Origin of the sequence: Caldalkalibacillus mannanilyticus JCM 10596 (assembly GCF_000615945.1) — a bacterium.
GTDB lineage: Bacteria > Bacillota > Bacilli > Caldalkalibacillales > JCM-10596 > Bacillus_AT > Bacillus_AT mannanilyticus.
Map to the genome: position 1 here is coordinate 39,998 of NZ_BAMO01000036.1, position 13,954 is coordinate 53,951.

Annotated in this window: 15 protein-coding genes; 12 read left to right on the plus strand and 3 right to left on the minus strand. The window is 39.5% G+C overall.

The genetic code is table 11. The features are described from left to right. The first annotated feature begins 169 nt into the window (after positions 1-169). From JCM10596_RS17970 to pruA, 3 genes are read left to right on the plus strand one after another with little or no spacing between them, the layout of a single operon-like run. Positions 170-1,387: an ornithine--oxo-acid transaminase gene (locus JCM10596_RS17970; RefSeq protein WP_025028318.1), complete on the plus strand. Its 1,218-nt coding sequence runs from the start codon at positions 170-172 to the stop codon at positions 1,385-1,387. Positions 1,388-1,406: 19 nt separating this feature from the next. Continuing rightward, positions 1,407-2,702 (plus strand): Glu/Leu/Phe/Val family dehydrogenase, encoded by a 1,296-nt coding sequence (locus JCM10596_RS17975; protein ID WP_025028319.1) that lies wholly within the window; start codon positions 1,407-1,409, stop codon positions 2,700-2,702. Between the two features lie 46 nt (positions 2,703-2,748). Then, entirely contained in the window at positions 2,749-4,314 is a 1,566-nt protein-coding gene (pruA, locus tag JCM10596_RS17980; RefSeq protein ID WP_034681657.1) for an L-glutamate gamma-semialdehyde dehydrogenase, read from the plus strand. A gap of 80 nt (positions 4,315-4,394) precedes the next feature. Here pruA and JCM10596_RS17985 read toward each other — a convergent pair whose 3' ends face one another. Further along, complete coding sequence (locus JCM10596_RS17985; RefSeq protein WP_025028321.1) at positions 4,395-4,889, minus strand: hypothetical protein; 495 nt, start codon at positions 4,887-4,889, stop codon at positions 4,395-4,397. A 298-nt stretch (positions 4,890-5,187) separates the two neighbouring features. Here JCM10596_RS17985 and JCM10596_RS17990 point away from each other — a divergent pair, with 298 nt between their 5' ends. From JCM10596_RS17990 to JCM10596_RS18025, 8 genes are all read left to right on the plus strand, one after another. Then, entirely contained in the window at positions 5,188-5,916 is a 729-nt protein-coding gene (locus tag JCM10596_RS17990; RefSeq protein ID WP_025028322.1) for an AAA family ATPase, read from the plus strand. Positions 5,917-5,934: 18 nt separating this feature from the next. After that, positions 5,935-6,324, plus strand: coding sequence for a thiol-disulfide oxidoreductase DCC family protein (locus JCM10596_RS17995; protein WP_025028323.1), 390 nt, complete (start codon positions 5,935-5,937; stop codon positions 6,322-6,324). A gap of 159 nt (positions 6,325-6,483) precedes the next feature. Continuing rightward, entirely contained in the window at positions 6,484-6,693 is a 210-nt protein-coding gene (locus JCM10596_RS29610; RefSeq protein ID WP_025028324.1) for a hypothetical protein, read from the plus strand. A gap of 244 nt (positions 6,694-6,937) precedes the next feature. Next, complete coding sequence (locus tag JCM10596_RS29615) at positions 6,938-7,093, plus strand: hypothetical protein (protein ID WP_159102373.1); 156 nt, start codon at positions 6,938-6,940, stop codon at positions 7,091-7,093. Further along, positions 7,078-8,688: a malate synthase A gene (gene aceB, locus JCM10596_RS18010; protein ID WP_025028325.1), complete on the plus strand. Its 1,611-nt coding sequence runs from the start codon at positions 7,078-7,080 to the stop codon at positions 8,686-8,688. Before JCM10596_RS29615 ends, aceB begins: the two co-directional genes overlap by 16 nt. Before the next feature lie 77 nt (positions 8,689-8,765). Beyond that, a complete protein-coding gene (aceA, locus tag JCM10596_RS18015) occupies positions 8,766-10,043 on the plus strand; it encodes an isocitrate lyase (protein ID WP_025028326.1) in 1,278 nt (425 codons plus the stop codon). A gap of 156 nt (positions 10,044-10,199) precedes the next feature. Next, positions 10,200-10,577 carry a CidA/LrgA family protein gene (locus tag JCM10596_RS18020; RefSeq protein ID WP_025028327.1) on the plus strand — a complete coding sequence of 126 codons (378 nt, stop codon included), beginning with the start codon at positions 10,200-10,202 and terminating at the stop codon, positions 10,575-10,577. Continuing rightward, positions 10,555-11,262: an LrgB family protein gene (locus JCM10596_RS18025; protein ID WP_051541372.1), complete on the plus strand. Its 708-nt coding sequence runs from the start codon at positions 10,555-10,557 to the stop codon at positions 11,260-11,262. The genes JCM10596_RS18020 and JCM10596_RS18025 overlap by 23 nt, the downstream gene beginning before the upstream one ends. Here the strand turns inward: JCM10596_RS18025 and JCM10596_RS18030 are convergent. Together JCM10596_RS18030 and JCM10596_RS18040 are read right to left on the minus strand one after the other, a co-directional pair. Continuing rightward, positions 11,253-12,488 carry a DNA polymerase IV gene (locus JCM10596_RS18030; RefSeq protein WP_025028329.1) on the minus strand — a complete coding sequence of 412 codons (1,236 nt, stop codon included), beginning with the start codon at positions 12,486-12,488 and terminating at the stop codon, positions 11,253-11,255. The genes JCM10596_RS18025 and JCM10596_RS18030 overlap by 10 nt on opposite strands. Before the next feature lie 188 nt (positions 12,489-12,676). Further along, entirely contained in the window at positions 12,677-13,114 is a 438-nt protein-coding gene (locus JCM10596_RS18040) for a DUF1885 family protein (RefSeq protein WP_025028330.1), read from the minus strand. A 181-nt stretch (positions 13,115-13,295) separates the two neighbouring features. Here JCM10596_RS18040 and JCM10596_RS18045 point away from each other — a divergent pair, with 181 nt between their 5' ends. Beyond that, complete coding sequence (locus JCM10596_RS18045) at positions 13,296-13,754, plus strand: hypothetical protein (RefSeq protein ID WP_025028331.1); 459 nt, start codon at positions 13,296-13,298, stop codon at positions 13,752-13,754. Positions 13,755-13,954 lie beyond the last annotated feature (200 nt).

The window sequence follows — 13,954 nt, forward strand, 5'->3', positions numbered from 1 at the left end:
TGCTGTTCCTCTTCGTCATTTTTTGCATATCAGTATAAAATAGAGTGACTATATTTGAATATGTCCTTTTTTTATTTTGGCATGAAACTTGCATTACTAAAAGTGCGCTCAAAAAGATGAAAGTATGTATAGAGCTTACTAGGAAAAATGAATAAGGGGGATTTCTTAAATGAATAGATCTCAAACGATTATTGAACAAACAGAAAGATTTGGAGCGAATAATTATCATCCGCTGCCCATTGTTATTTCCAAGGCAGAAGGGGTTTGGGTAGAAGATCCTCAAGGACAACGATATATGGATATGTTAAGTGCATATTCGGCGTTAAATCAAGGACATCGCCATCCCAAAATTATTCAAGCCTTAAAGGATCAAGCAGATAAAGTAACTCTTACTTCTAGAGCTTTCCACAACGATCAACTTGGGGATTTCTATGAAAAACTATCTAGTCTAACTGGAAAAGAAATGATTCTACCAATGAATACTGGAGCAGAAGCTGTAGAAACAGCACTGAAAGCTGTGAGAAGATGGGCTTATGAAGTGAAAAAAGTTCCTGCAAATCAAGCAGAGGTCATTGTTTGTGAAGGAAACTTTCATGGTAGAACATTAACTATTACTTCCTTTTCTTCTGCTGAAGAATATAAGAGAGGATTTGGACCTTTTACTCCTGGTTTTAAGATTATTCCATACGGGGATATTGAGGAGCTTAAGAAAGCGATTACTCCTAATACAGCTGCCTTCATGGTAGAGCCGATTCAAGGAGAAGCGGGTATTGTTATCCCAACGGAAGGCTTTTTGAAAGCTGCACAAGAAATTTGTAAAGAAAATAATGTTCTATTTGTCGCTGATGAAATCCAGACTGGTTTTGGACGCACAGGAAAACTATTTGCTTGTGACTGGGAAGATGTAAAGCCGGATATGTACATTATGGGGAAAGCATTAGGCGGTGGAGTATTCCCTATATCCGCTGTTGCTGCAAATAAAGAAATTCTAGAAGTATTTGAGCCAGGTTCTCATGGATCTACTTTTGGTGGGAATCCACTTGGCTGTGCTGTAGCCATTGCAGCACTTGACGTACTTAATGAGGAAAAATTAGTTCAACGTTCTGCTGAGCTTGGAGAATATTTCATTGAAGAGCTTAGAAAGATAGAGAATCCTGTTATTGCCGATATTCGAGGCAGAGGATTGTTTATTGGATTAGAATTGAATACCAAAGCAAGACCTTATTGTGAAGAGCTAAAAGAACGTGGTCTTTTATGTAAGGAAACACATGAAACAACGATTCGATTTGCTCCTCCTCTAACGATTAAGAAGGAAGAATTGGATTGGGCATTAGACATTATTAGAAAAGTGTTAGATGTAAGAGTGAGTTCTGGAGAGCAAAAATAAGGGGTGTTCAGGCATGAGCATGAAGGCAGAAGAAGTAAAACAAGCGAATCATCAATCTAATGAGTCCATCAATTTAGAGAACCTAAGTGTATTTGAACGAACACAGCAGGTGATTAAGCAAGCCTTAGGTAAATTAGGGTATGAAGATGAATTCTATGAACTATTGAAGGAACCACTACGCTTATTGACGGTTCGTATTCCTGTAAGAATGGATGATGGATCAGTCAAGATTTTTACTGGTTATCGTGCCCAGCACAATGATTCTGTCGGCCCGACAAAAGGAGGCATTCGCTTTCATCCCAATGTTACTGAAGAAGAAGTGAAAGCTTTATCCATGTGGATGAGTATTAAATGTGGTATTACCAATCTTCCTTATGGCGGTGGAAAAGGTGGTATCCAATGTGATCCGCGGGAAATGTCTTTTCGTGAATTAGAACGCTTAAGCCGTGGCTATGTACGTGCGATTAGTCAGATTGTTGGACCGACAAAGGACATCCCAGCCCCTGATGTATTTACCAACTCGCAAATCATGGGATGGATGATGGATGAGTACAGTCGAATTAGAGAATTTGACTCTCCAGGATTTATTACTGGAAAGCCTTTGGTTCTAGGAGGATCAGCAGGTCGTGAATCCTCTACAGCCAAAGGTGTAACCATTTGTTTACGAGAAGCGGCGGAGGTAGCTGGTATTCAAATCGAAGGAGCTAGAGTCATCATTCAAGGTTTTGGTAATGCAGGAAGCTTTCTCGCGAAGTTTTTACATGATGCTGGCGCTAAGATTGTGGGTATTTCTGACGCGCTAGGAGCTTTGTATGATCCTGAGGGATTGGATATCGAGTATTTGTTAGATAGACGAGATTCTTTTGGGACTGTAACCAATTTATTTCCTCCTCAACTGACAAATAAAGAGTTGCTTGTTCAAGAATGTGATATTCTCGTCCCGGCTGCTATTGAAAATCAGATTACTGAAGAAAATGCGGCAGAGATTAAAGCAAAAATTTTAGTAGAAGCAGCAAATGGACCTACAACACTCAAGGCTACTGAAATTTTAACAGAAAAAGGAGTTCTTATTGTACCTGATGTACTGGCGAGTGCTGGAGGCGTTGTTGTTTCCTATTTTGAATGGGTTCAAAACAACCAAGGTTACTATTGGTCAGAAGAAGAAGTAGAAGAAAAGCTAGAAAAAATCTTAACAGCTTCTTTTCATAATGTCTATGACACTTCTAGACGCTTAAAAATAGATATGAGGCTTTCTTCTTACATTGTAGGATTACGCAGAATGGCAGAAGCATCACGCTGGAGAGGATGGGTTTAAAAAAGCTTATCCGCTAAATGATTATAGATTAAAGGAGAGATTAATCATGACAACGAAAACAATAGCCCCTTTTGTAAACGAACCATTTACTAATTTTTCACTAGAAGAGAATAAAAAAGCGATGGAGCAAGCTCTTCAAAAAGTAAAGGCAGAATTAAATCAAGATTATCCTTTATATATTGGGAATGAGAAGGTTTATACAGAAGATAAGATTGTTTCGATCAACCCAGGAAAAAAGGATGAAGTGATTGGGAAGGTAAGTAAAGCTAGTAAGGAGCTTGCAGAAAAAGCAATGCAAGAAGCCTTAGCTACTTTCGAAACGTGGAAAAAGGTCCCTGCTAGAGAAAGAGCAGAGTATCTCTTTAAAGCGGCTGATCTAATGCGTCAACGCAAGCATGAATTTTCTGCTTTAATGATCTTAGAGTCAGGGAAAAATTATGCAGAAGCAGATGCGGATACGGCAGAAGCGATCGATTTCATCGAATTCTATGCTAGAGAAATGATTCGCTTGAGCGAAACTCATATTCATCAGCCTCTGGTCAAAATTCCTGGAGAAGATAACAAGCTTTCTTACATCCCACTAGGGGTTGGAGTCGTGATTCCTCCTTGGAATTTCCCATTAGCTATTTGTGTAGGAATGACAACAGCTGCAGTGGTGTCTGGAAATACTGTTCTCTTAAAGCCAGCTTCTACTACTCCAGTTATTGCTCATAAATTTGTTGCCCTAATGGAAGAGGTAGGGTTACCAGCTGGTGTCATTAATTTCATTCCTGGAAGTGGAGCAGAGGTAGGGGATTACTTAACAACCCATCCAAAAACAAGATTTATTAGCTTCACAGGCTCCAAAGAAGTAGGTCTTCGCATCAATCGTCTAGCAGCTGAAACACAAGAAGGACAAATTTGGATTAAACGTTTAGTGGCTGAAATGGGTGGAAAAGACGGGATTGTTGTTGATGAAACGGCAGATCTTGAAGCGGCAGCTCAAGCGGTTGTTGCTTCTGCTTTTGGATTCCAAGGACAAAAATGCTCTGCTGGATCACGAGCGGTTATTGTCGATTCTGTGTATGATCAAGTCGTAGAGAGAGTCATAGAATTAACGAATCAACTAGAAATGGGTCTACCAGAAGAGAATTATCAAGTAGGTCCAGTCATTGATCAGAGTGCTTATAATCGCATCCTTGAGTATATCGAGATTGGAAAGCAGGAAGGAAAACTTGTAGCAGGTGGAAGCAAGGGAGAAGGCAATGGTTTTTATATTCAACCTACTGTATTTGTTGATGTTAAGCCTACTTCCCGTATTATGCTGGAAGAGATTTTTGGACCTGTTCTGGCGATCTGCAAGGCAAGCGATTGGCAGGAAGCGATTGATATCTTCAATAATACAGAGTATGGATTAACAGGAGCGTTTTTCTCCGGTGTTGAAGAACGTATTGAATATGCTTTAGAAACCATTCATTGCGGAAATCTTTATATCAACCGTAAATGTACAGGAGCACTTGTAGGAGTTCACCCGTTCGGCGGCTTTAACATGTCTGGAACAGATTCCAAAGCAGGTGGATTTGATTATTTACTGCTCTTTACTCAAGCGAAATTAACTTCAAGGAAAGTATAGGGTTATAGATAGAGTAAATATAAGAAAAAGAGAAGAGGATGTTACTAGAAGCTTAGCTTTTGGTAACATCCTCTTTGTGCCTAACGAGTTTGATGAGCTATTAAAGTGTAACGATCTTTTTCGTTATGAGCTCCATCATAACCTTCTACAAGAACGATGTACTTTTCCTGTGCTATAGGATGGAATGGCAATATCACTCCTAGTTCCCCGTTTGTATAAGTTTTTACAATACTAGGAACTTCTTCACCTGGTTTTCTATCTAATAATTCACTTGCTAAAAAGATAGAAACCAAATAATTTTGGTTATCAGGTGCATAAAATATGACAAGTTGAAGTGCACTCGTCGGAGTGTAAAAAAGGTAGTAGTCTAAATCATCAGGAGCTATATAGGCTTGTATTATGTGACCTTGTTCTAGGACCGAATGATTTTCAAAATAGACGGCTTCTTCTGGAGTGTTATTGGGCTCATATTCATCAGCTTTTTCCTCAGGAGTATTTAATGAAGAAAATGCCGAAGTAGAGAATACCAGCGTAAGTACAATCACAAAAAAGTTAGAAAATAGTATTTTTTTCATCGATTATTCTACCTCTCCTTAAACATAATTAGTTGAAAATATTGTGTTAACATTTTTCTCTTTAAACCCATATTCTACAAATATCACAGCATACCTTCAAAAATATATAAAAAAAGGAATATTTTACTATACTATATACTTAAGCTTATTTGATCCTGTAAATAAATAGATAAGGAGCTCTACTAATGGTACGATATAGCTAAGCCTTCTTTTCTAGAAAAGAGAAAGCATATAATGTTTAAGATGAAAAAGACTAGAACTGTGGCTGTTTAATAGAAAAAATGGAGGGAGCTAACTTATGTTTCTCCGAGAAATTAAGGTACTGAAAGAGAAAATAAAAAAAACAAATGTATATCCTTTTAACATTCCTGCCCTTCGTAACCTGTCGAGTCTTGCTTTAAACAAAAATGTTACCTTTTTCGTGGGAGAGAATGGTTCAGGGAAATCGACCCTTTTAGAAGCGATTGCTTATAAGTGTGAATTTAATGTGGCTGGTGGGAGTGCCAATAACTTGTATGAAGTAGCTTCCTCTCATGCTGATTTTGGCGAGTATATACGTTTATCTTGGATGCCCAAAATAAAAAATGGCTTTTTTCTACGAGCGGAGTCCTTTTATCATTTTGCTTCTTATATGGATGAGATGGCGGAGGAAGAAGGCGGACGGGTGTATGACTACTATGGCGGAAAATCGCTGCATGAACAATCTCATGGAGAGTCCTTCTTATCTCTGTTTACACACCGGTTAGGGAAGCAGGGGATTTACCTATTAGACGAGCCTGAAGCGGCTTTATCTCCTGCAAGACAATTAACATTCCTGAGCCTTATTCATCAATTGCAGAAGGATTCTCAACTAATTATAGCTACTCATTCACCGATTCTTTTGGGATACCCGGAGGCAGAAATTTTTCAATTTGATGAAACTTCGATTCGACTTGTACGTTATGAAGATACAAGTCATTATCAAATAACAAGAAGGTTTCTAGAAAATCGGAACTTCTATCTCCACGAGTTGTTAGATGAAACCTAAGAAGGAGTCGAGAGAATCATGAATAAGATTGTATTATTTGATGGAGAATGTAATTTTTGTGATAAGAGTGTTCAGTTTATTATTAAAAGAGATCCACAGGGGGTTTATAAGTTTGCTGCTCAACAAAGCGATATAGGGAAAGAACTCATAAAAAAATATAACATTCCTGAGAATATCAACAGCTTCATTCTAGTAGATCAGGAAACTTGTTATTTTAAATCATCAGCCGCTCTTCGAATTTGTAAGGATTTAAAAGGGGCCTGGAAGGTATTCTATGCCCTATTAGTTGTGCCCAAACCAATCAGAGATGCGGTATATGGAATTGTGGCAAAAAACAGAATCAAATGGTTTGGAAAAAGGGATCATTGTCTGATCCCTTCTCCAGAGATTAGAAAGAGATTCTTATAATTAGGAAAGTCTGTGTACTAAGATTTGTTTCGAAAAAAGGAGCAAGCATATAGCTGAAAGGGCTATGTACTTGCTCCTTTTTTTAGTTCTCCATTTCTGTGTAGATCTCCTCAGCAGGGTTAGATCTATAGTAAGGATAGTAAGGAGGATAAGGACTGTATGGTGGATAGTAAGGGTAAGGTGGATAGGGATAAGGATAAGGATATGGATATGGTGGGCGTAATGCGTATGATAAGAACGGAAATAGAGCAAAAGGTTGCCAAGGGAAACGGGGACGGTGATGATACCCATAACCTGTTAGTTGAGGATTCTGTCGATCGATCGGATACATATTCTGAAAACCTCCTAATGATCTGTTTTTATATTTAAAGAGTATGTGCAAGGTGGGATAAAAGCCCCTAGGCATACGCGGAAATTATTCTTTCAGTCCCTCTTTTCTAGTTCTTCTGTTATAGTACAAAAATATTTTATTAAAAATTGTGATAAAACAGTTGCCAAAATATTTATTTGTTATATAATAACTATTAATTAAAACTTTCTGTAGTAATACAGAGAGGATGAAGAAGGAGGAAAAGAGAGATGAACTGTCATATTTGCCATGGGACTGGAGAAATTGAATGTCATAGGTGCCATGAGAAAGCTTGCTCTCATCATGAAATCGAAGGATGTTCAGAATGCCAAGGAGATGGTCTATTATGCTGTCCTAGATGTAATGGGAATGGTCTTCTTGATTAATATAGGGGGGAAGATAGGATGTCAACTTCAATAAAAAGTCCGTCGGATGTTCGAATCGAAGGAGAAATCCTCACAGAAGAATATGGAGAAATCTTATCCTTTGAAGCATTAGAATTTGTGAAGAAGCTTCACCTTCAGTTTGGAACTAGGCGGAAGGAACTGTTACAAAACAGAATAACAAGACAAAAGGATATTGATGCTGGTGAACTGCCAGACTTTCTAGAAGAAACCAAAAATATTAGGGAAGGTTCATGGAGAACGACCCCTGTACCACTTGATTTACAGGATCGTAGAGTAGAGATTACAGGTCCTGCTGGTGATCGAAAAATGGTCATTAATGCGTTTAATTCTGGAGCAAAGGCGTTTATGGCTGATTTTGAAGATGCTAATTCACCGACTTGGGAGAATAGCATAGGCGGGCAAATAAACTTACGGGATGCCATTAATAGAACGATAGACTTTACAAGTCCTCAAGGAAAAAAATATGAATTAAAGGATCAGATTGCGACTCTATTGGTTCGCCCAAGAGGATGGCATCTGGAAGAAAAACATGTGTTGATTCATGGGGAGCCAGCTTCTGGTAGCATCTTTGATTTTGGACTTTTCTTTTATCATAATGCCAAGACCCTATTAGCCAAAGGATCTGGTCCTTATTTCTATCTACCAAAGCTGGAGGGGCATTTAGAGGCTCGCTTATGGAACGATATCTTTGTTTTTGCCCAGAATGAATTAGGAATCCCTCAAGGAACGATTAAGGCAACTGTTCTAATCGAAACGATTCTTGCTACATTTGAAGCAGATGAGATTTTATATGAATTACGTGAGCATAGTGCTGGATTAAATTGCGGGCGCTGGGATTATATCTTTAGCTATATCAAAAAGCTAAGAAATCATCCACAGTTTATCTTGCCTGATCGTTCACAAGTGACGATGACGGTGCCTTTCATGAATGCGTATTCTCTCTATGTTATCCAAACATGTCATAAAAGAGAAGCGCACGCGATGGGCGGAATGGCAGCCCAGATTCCAGTAAAGTATGATCCTGTAGCGAATGAAGAAGCGATGAATAAGGTTAGAGCGGATAAGGAAAGAGAAGCGAAGAATGGGCATGATGGTACTTGGGTAGCTCACCCGGGATTAGTTGAGGTAGCCATGAAGGCATTTAATGAATACATGCCTAGCTCTAATCAAGTGGACAAAAAGAGAGAGGATGTTCGTGTATCAGCGAGTGATCTTCTTGAAGCCCCTAGTGGTGAAATTACAGAACAGGGATTAAGAACAAACATAAGTGTAGCCGTTCAATACATCGAAGCTTGGTTAGGAGGATCTGGTGCTGTTCCCATTTATAATCTGATGGAGGATGCCGCAACGGCAGAGATTTCAAGAACCCAGGTTTGGCAATGGATCCGTCATCCTAAAGGAATTCTTCAGGATGGACGCAAGGTGACCTTAGCATTAGTTGAGGAATTGTTAGAAGAAGAGCTTCAAGTTCTCTTGGAGCATTTGGGGCAAGAGCGCTATATGGATGGTCGTTATACTCAGGCTGCCAGTCTCTTTTTACAGCTTGTCACGGAGGATGAGTTCATTGAGTTTCTAACGATACCAGGCTATCAACAACTCTCATCTTAGAGAGTTTGGCTTTTAAATTCAACACCACACATACGTAAACAATCAGAATCTAAAAAAATGGAGAGGAATGAGGAAGAATGATGAATGAAAAAGAAATGAAAGAATTAGAAAGCAATTGGAAGGCGGATCGTTGGAAGGGGATTACACGCCCATATTCTGCGGAGGATGTTCTTCGCTTGCGTGGTTCTATTCAGATTGAGCATACTCTAGCTAAAATGGGTGCAGAACGTCTGTGGAATCTAGTAAATACAGAGGATTATGTCAATGCACTAGGAGCTTTAACAGGGAATCAAGCTGTTCAGCAGGTCAAGGCGGGGTTGAAAGCCATTTATTTGAGCGGCTGGCAGGTAGCGGCAGATGCTAATTTGTCTGGTAATATGTACCCTGATCAGAGTCTGTATCCAGCCAACAGTGTTCCTCATGTTGTTAAGCGTATTAATCAAGCTTTGCAGCGTGCGGATCAAATTGATCACTCAGAAGGGAATGAAGGAACGTATTGGTTTGCCCCGATTGTAGCCGATGCAGAGGCAGGTTTTGGAGGAGCGTTAAATTGCTTTGAGTTAATGAAAGGAATGATCGAGGCAGGAGCAGCTGGCGTTCATTTTGAGGATCAGCTTTCTTCAGAGAAAAAATGTGGTCATTTAGGAGGGAAGGTTCTTCTTCCGACGCAACAAGCGGTGAAGAATTTAATTTCTGCTCGTTTAGCTGCAGATGTGATGGGAGTACCTACTGTTTTAATTGCTCGAACAGATGCGAATGCAGCTCGTCTGATTACAAGTGACATTGATCCATATGATCAGCCTTTCTTAACGGGCGAACGTTCTCCAGAAGGATTCTTCTATACCAATGATGGGTTGGATCAAGCCATTTCTCGTGGGCTTGCCTATGCTCCTTATGCCGATATGATTTGGTGCGAAACCTCTGAGCCAAACCTGGAGGAAGCAAGAAGATTTGCTGAAGCCATTCATGAGAAGTTCCCTGGTAAATTACTAGCGTATAACTGCTCCCCTTCGTTTAACTGGAAGAAGAAGCTGGATGATGAAACGATTGCTAAATTCCAGAAAGAGCTTGGGAAAATGGGCTACAAGTTCCAATTTGTCACTCTAGCAGGTTTCCATGCGCTGAACTACAGTATGTTTGAACTTGCTCGCGGGTACAAAGAGAGTGGGATGGCTGCTTATTCTCAGCTGCAACAAGCTGAATTTGCCATTGAACAGCACGGTTATACAGCGACAAGGCATCAACGTGAGGTGGGAACAGGATACTTTGATGAAGTAGCCCAAGTGATTGCGGGAGGGAATTCTTCCACGACTGCTCTTGAAGGCTCTACCGAAAAAGAACAATTTTCTGCTTAATATCGGTGGAATGTGAGTAATGTATAAGTGAATGAAAGAAGATGTTCACTCTGCTTAAAAGAGTGCGAACATCTTCTTTCTATTTCGTACCTTTTTCTATGATATGATGAAAAGATAGACGATAGAGTGATTTTTTAAGAGTAGGAGAGAAACGGTATGAGAGGCTTAGCTATACTACTTGCTTTTTATTTTGCGGGTGCTCTATTACATGCCTGGTTTATTCCTCTTCCAGGAAATGTGATTGGTTTTATTTTATTAGTTTTTGCCCTTTGTGCTGGATGGATCAAGCTTTCGTGGATTGAAGAAACCGCACAATTTTTGTTGAAGCATATGCTACTCTTTTTTACCCCTGTGATTGTAGGCGTAGGGGTTATTTTTTCAGATTATAGAGCTCAGTGGCTTCCCATTGTAGTGAGTCTTTTTGTCGGGACCTTTGTGGTTATGCTGACAACCGGCTGGTTCGTGCAAGGGCTGTTGAAGAAATCAAAAGAAAAGAAAGGAGGGGAGTGCGATGGTGTTAGCTCCATTGATTAGTCAGCTTTCGCTTGTGCAATCCCCCCTATTTGGTGTTGCTTTAACAGTAGGTCTCTATGTGATCTGTCTATTTTTTTATCAGAAGCTTCGTTGGCTGCATCCCGTTGTATTTACGAGTTTATTTGTCCTTTTCATTTTGGTTGTGGCTGATATTCCTTATGAAAACTATCAATTGGGAGGCGATTTGATTTTTTTCTTTCTTGGACCTGCTACAGTGGCTTTAGCTGTCCCTTTGTATAAAAATTATCTATTGATCCGTGAGCATTTTTGGTCAATTTTGATTGGGATTCTAGCAGGATGTTTGACGGGAATGTTTTCAGCCTATTTGATTGTTTGGCTTTTAGGTGGGAGCAGAGAGATGTTTCTTGCCCTTGCTTCTAAAACAGTGACAACTCCCATTGCTGTAGAAATGGTTCAAGGATGGGGAGGAGCTCCTCAGCTCATTGGAGTATTGACTGTGTTGACAGGAATTATTGGTAGTGTATGTGGTCCTAAATTACTGAAGCTTTGTGGAATCAGTGATGATATTGCTTATGCAACAGCCATTGGAACCTCTGCACATGGAATTGGTACAGCCAGACTTCTTCTTGATTCTGAGCGCAGAGGAGGTGTGAGTGGCTTTGCTATGGGATTGACTGGAATTGTGATGCCCTTGTTCATGGTACTCTTGACCTTCTATTTGTAGTGGCCTCCAATTTTGTGAGAACGAGCTACAGCTTGCCCTGCCTTGGTGAGAGAAGAGGCTCTTATGATAGAGGCTGATCCATATTTTTGTTTGATTTGATCCATGGCGGTGCTAATCTGTTCTTTTTTACCTATATCGTGAAAGAAATGGAGCTGTTGACAATCATGTAAAGGAGAAAGACCAGAAAGAGTCACAGATACGCTTCGGATAGGCTCTCCATCCCAGTGCTGACAGAATAAACGGTAGGCTGATTTAAAAATATCCATCCCAAAATTAGTTTCGTAATAGAGTTTAGACTGTCTATAAAATCCGGTGGGGAAAGCAAAATCAGCCCCTTTGGCGCCTACTGAAACGGTATGACCTAGGTACTGTTTACAGCGGGCACGATACCCTACTTCCTCACTTAGTTCTAGCAGAACTACTTTGATTTCAGCCAGTTCTTTATAATCTCTAGGGAGTGTCATTTGATGTCCCACTGCTTTTTGTTGTACATGAGATTCTGTTGAAACAGGAGAATCATCCTGACCGTTTGCAGTCATCCATAGCACGACTCCATTAATTCCCCATTTTTTTTGCAGAAGCTCCATAGGGTATTGAGCCAGCTGTCCAATGGTTCGTATGCCCATATGTTCTAGATGCTTTTTCATTTTTCTCCCTACACCAAATAGCTTTCCAACAGGAAGAGGCCAGAGAAGAGAGTGGATGCTTTCTTTTGGTAGATAAAAAATACCTTCCTTGTTTTTTTTGGCGAAATGATCGCAGGCCATTTTGGCTAATGCTTTATTTGGTCCAATTCCAATTCTTGCATAGACTCCTGTTTCCTGTAGAATGCGATTCTGTAGCAGCAAGGCGGTTTTATGAGCGGTCCCAAATAGATGGAGAGAGGGGGTCATATCTACAAATTGTTCGTCTATACTATAGGGTTCTGTAAGATCGCTGAAGCTTTCTAAGATGGAAGTGATTTGAAGAGAAACATCAATATATTTCTGCATCCGAGGTCGAACAACGACTAATTCTGGGCACTTTTGTTCTGCTTGCCACAGGGCTTCAGCTGTGCTAATCCCCCATTTCTTAGCGAGGGGGCAGGCGGCAAGAATGATTCCACTGCGTCGTTCAGGGTCACCTGCTACAACTAAGGGCTTATCACGAAGATGTGGGAGGCAGGCCTTTTCTACGCTTGCATAAAAGGATTGCATGTCAACTAAGAAGATGGTTGTAGTTTTCAAGGGAGTATTAGACATGGTGAAACATCCTCCATTTTTCCTATTGAAAGAACGTGTGTTCTTATTATATGATAAAAAAAAAGAAAATAGAAGAGGAATGAAACAGGAGTTCTCTGGAAAAAAAGAAGACTTTCTGATAGTATAAAAAAACCTTAAGAATCTTTTCTAGAGAATCCTAAGGTTCAAATGATTTAAGGCTTTCGAGGATAGTAATACATGATGCGTCCATTGAATAAATGCAGTTCAGCTTTGTATTCTTTAGCAAGATATTTACAAAACTCATTGGCTTTCCCTTTATCACCATGAGTAGCTCCTTCAGGCAACACAACCTGTATAAAATATTGTTCTTCATTCCCTTCTTCATTAGGAACGGTTTCGGAGCCTACACCAAACACAATATACTTATATAATTTCTGATCTTTCCCTTTTAGATAAAACCATTGGTCTTTTCCCTCAGGTTTTTCCGCGATCGAATAAGGGAAAGCGGCTTCTGAGTATCCCCAGTCCAACTGCTTACCGGTTTTTGTAGTCATGTCTATGTAATGCTGTAATTTTGATTTTACATCCTGCAAAGTAACCTGAGAGGTAGCAGAGGCTTTGACCAGTTTTATAAACGAGCTATTACTCACGACGTTCACTCCTAACTTACAGCTATGTATACGCTTAACATCTTTTAACATCTTAGCATTATCAACTTAGATTGACAACTCTAAATACACTAGTGAAACTTAATCAAAAAAAAACGTATGAAAGTAAATGGAAAATAGTACAATGTATGTAGAATGCTGATAAAAGTGTGGAGGCAATAGTATGTATGACTCTAAATCTGATACCTTAGATGAATTTAGATATCAAATTGGGATTTATGGGGAAAAAATTAAGGAAACGGGAATTTTATTAGAGAAGGTAACGAAATTAATTACTACTGAGAAATACATCTATCGTAACGTTTCCTATTATACATGCGAGAAAAATGGCTTTTATCTCTTATGTAGGGCGGGTGTGGATCCGCAACCTGAAACGTTTCCTTTTGGTGATAATGAATTATCATTATGTGCTATACGGGGAACGAATCAAATGGTGAATAAGCAGAGAGGGATTGACATATACATTCCTTGTTATGAGAAACATCACCTCCTAGGAATTTTATGGGTTAGTAGTCATCATCATCAAGAGGTCGATGAAGAAGACTGTATTTTTCTATCGGAGGTTGTAGCTTATTTGAAGAGAAGAATAAAAGAGAGAGGAGAGATGGGGAAGCTCAAATAAATCTCAAATAAATAAGGAAAGAACTTGAATGAAGTGATCTATCTCCTTGCCTGCCAAAAAAGATATAAGGTATAATATAACTACAATGTGTTACATTAATTTGAATAAAGACAAGGAGGGGTATCCACATGAACGTATATGAGCGTTTGTATGATGAGACTGAGACTGCCAAGGTAAGGTTTGTTGGATTTGTGTCTGAG

Excerpts from the sequence above, each read along its gene's own strand:
- JCM10596_RS17990 (WP_025028322.1), top strand. The coding sequence starts at position 5,188 with ATGTTTCTCCGAGAAATTAAGGTACTGAAAGAGAAAATAAAAAAAACA.
- pruA (WP_034681657.1), top strand. The coding sequence starts at position 2,749 with ATGACAACGAAAACAATAGCCCCTTTTGTAAACGAACCATTTACTAAT.
- JCM10596_RS17970 (WP_025028318.1), top strand. The coding sequence starts at position 170 with ATGAATAGATCTCAAACGATTATTGAACAAACAGAAAGATTTGGAGCG.
- aceA (WP_025028326.1), top strand. The coding sequence starts at position 8,766 with ATGATGAATGAAAAAGAAATGAAAGAATTAGAAAGCAATTGGAAGGCG.
- JCM10596_RS18025 (WP_051541372.1), top strand. The coding sequence starts at position 10,555 with ATGGTGTTAGCTCCATTGATTAGTCAGCTTTCGCTTGTGCAATCCCCC.
- JCM10596_RS29610 (WP_025028324.1), top strand. The coding sequence starts at position 6,484 with ATGGTGGATAGTAAGGGTAAGGTGGATAGGGATAAGGATAAGGATATG.
- JCM10596_RS17975 (WP_025028319.1), top strand. The coding sequence starts at position 1,407 with ATGAAGGCAGAAGAAGTAAAACAAGCGAATCATCAATCTAATGAGTCC.
- JCM10596_RS17985 (WP_025028321.1), bottom strand. The coding sequence starts at position 4,889 with ATGAAAAAAATACTATTTTCTAACTTTTTTGTGATTGTACTTACGCTG.
- JCM10596_RS18045 (WP_025028331.1), top strand. The coding sequence starts at position 13,296 with ATGTATGACTCTAAATCTGATACCTTAGATGAATTTAGATATCAAATT.
- JCM10596_RS17995 (WP_025028323.1), top strand. The coding sequence starts at position 5,935 with ATGAATAAGATTGTATTATTTGATGGAGAATGTAATTTTTGTGATAAG.
- JCM10596_RS18020 (WP_025028327.1), top strand. The coding sequence starts at position 10,200 with ATGAGAGGCTTAGCTATACTACTTGCTTTTTATTTTGCGGGTGCTCTA.
- aceB (WP_025028325.1), top strand. The coding sequence starts at position 7,078 with ATGTCAACTTCAATAAAAAGTCCGTCGGATGTTCGAATCGAAGGAGAA.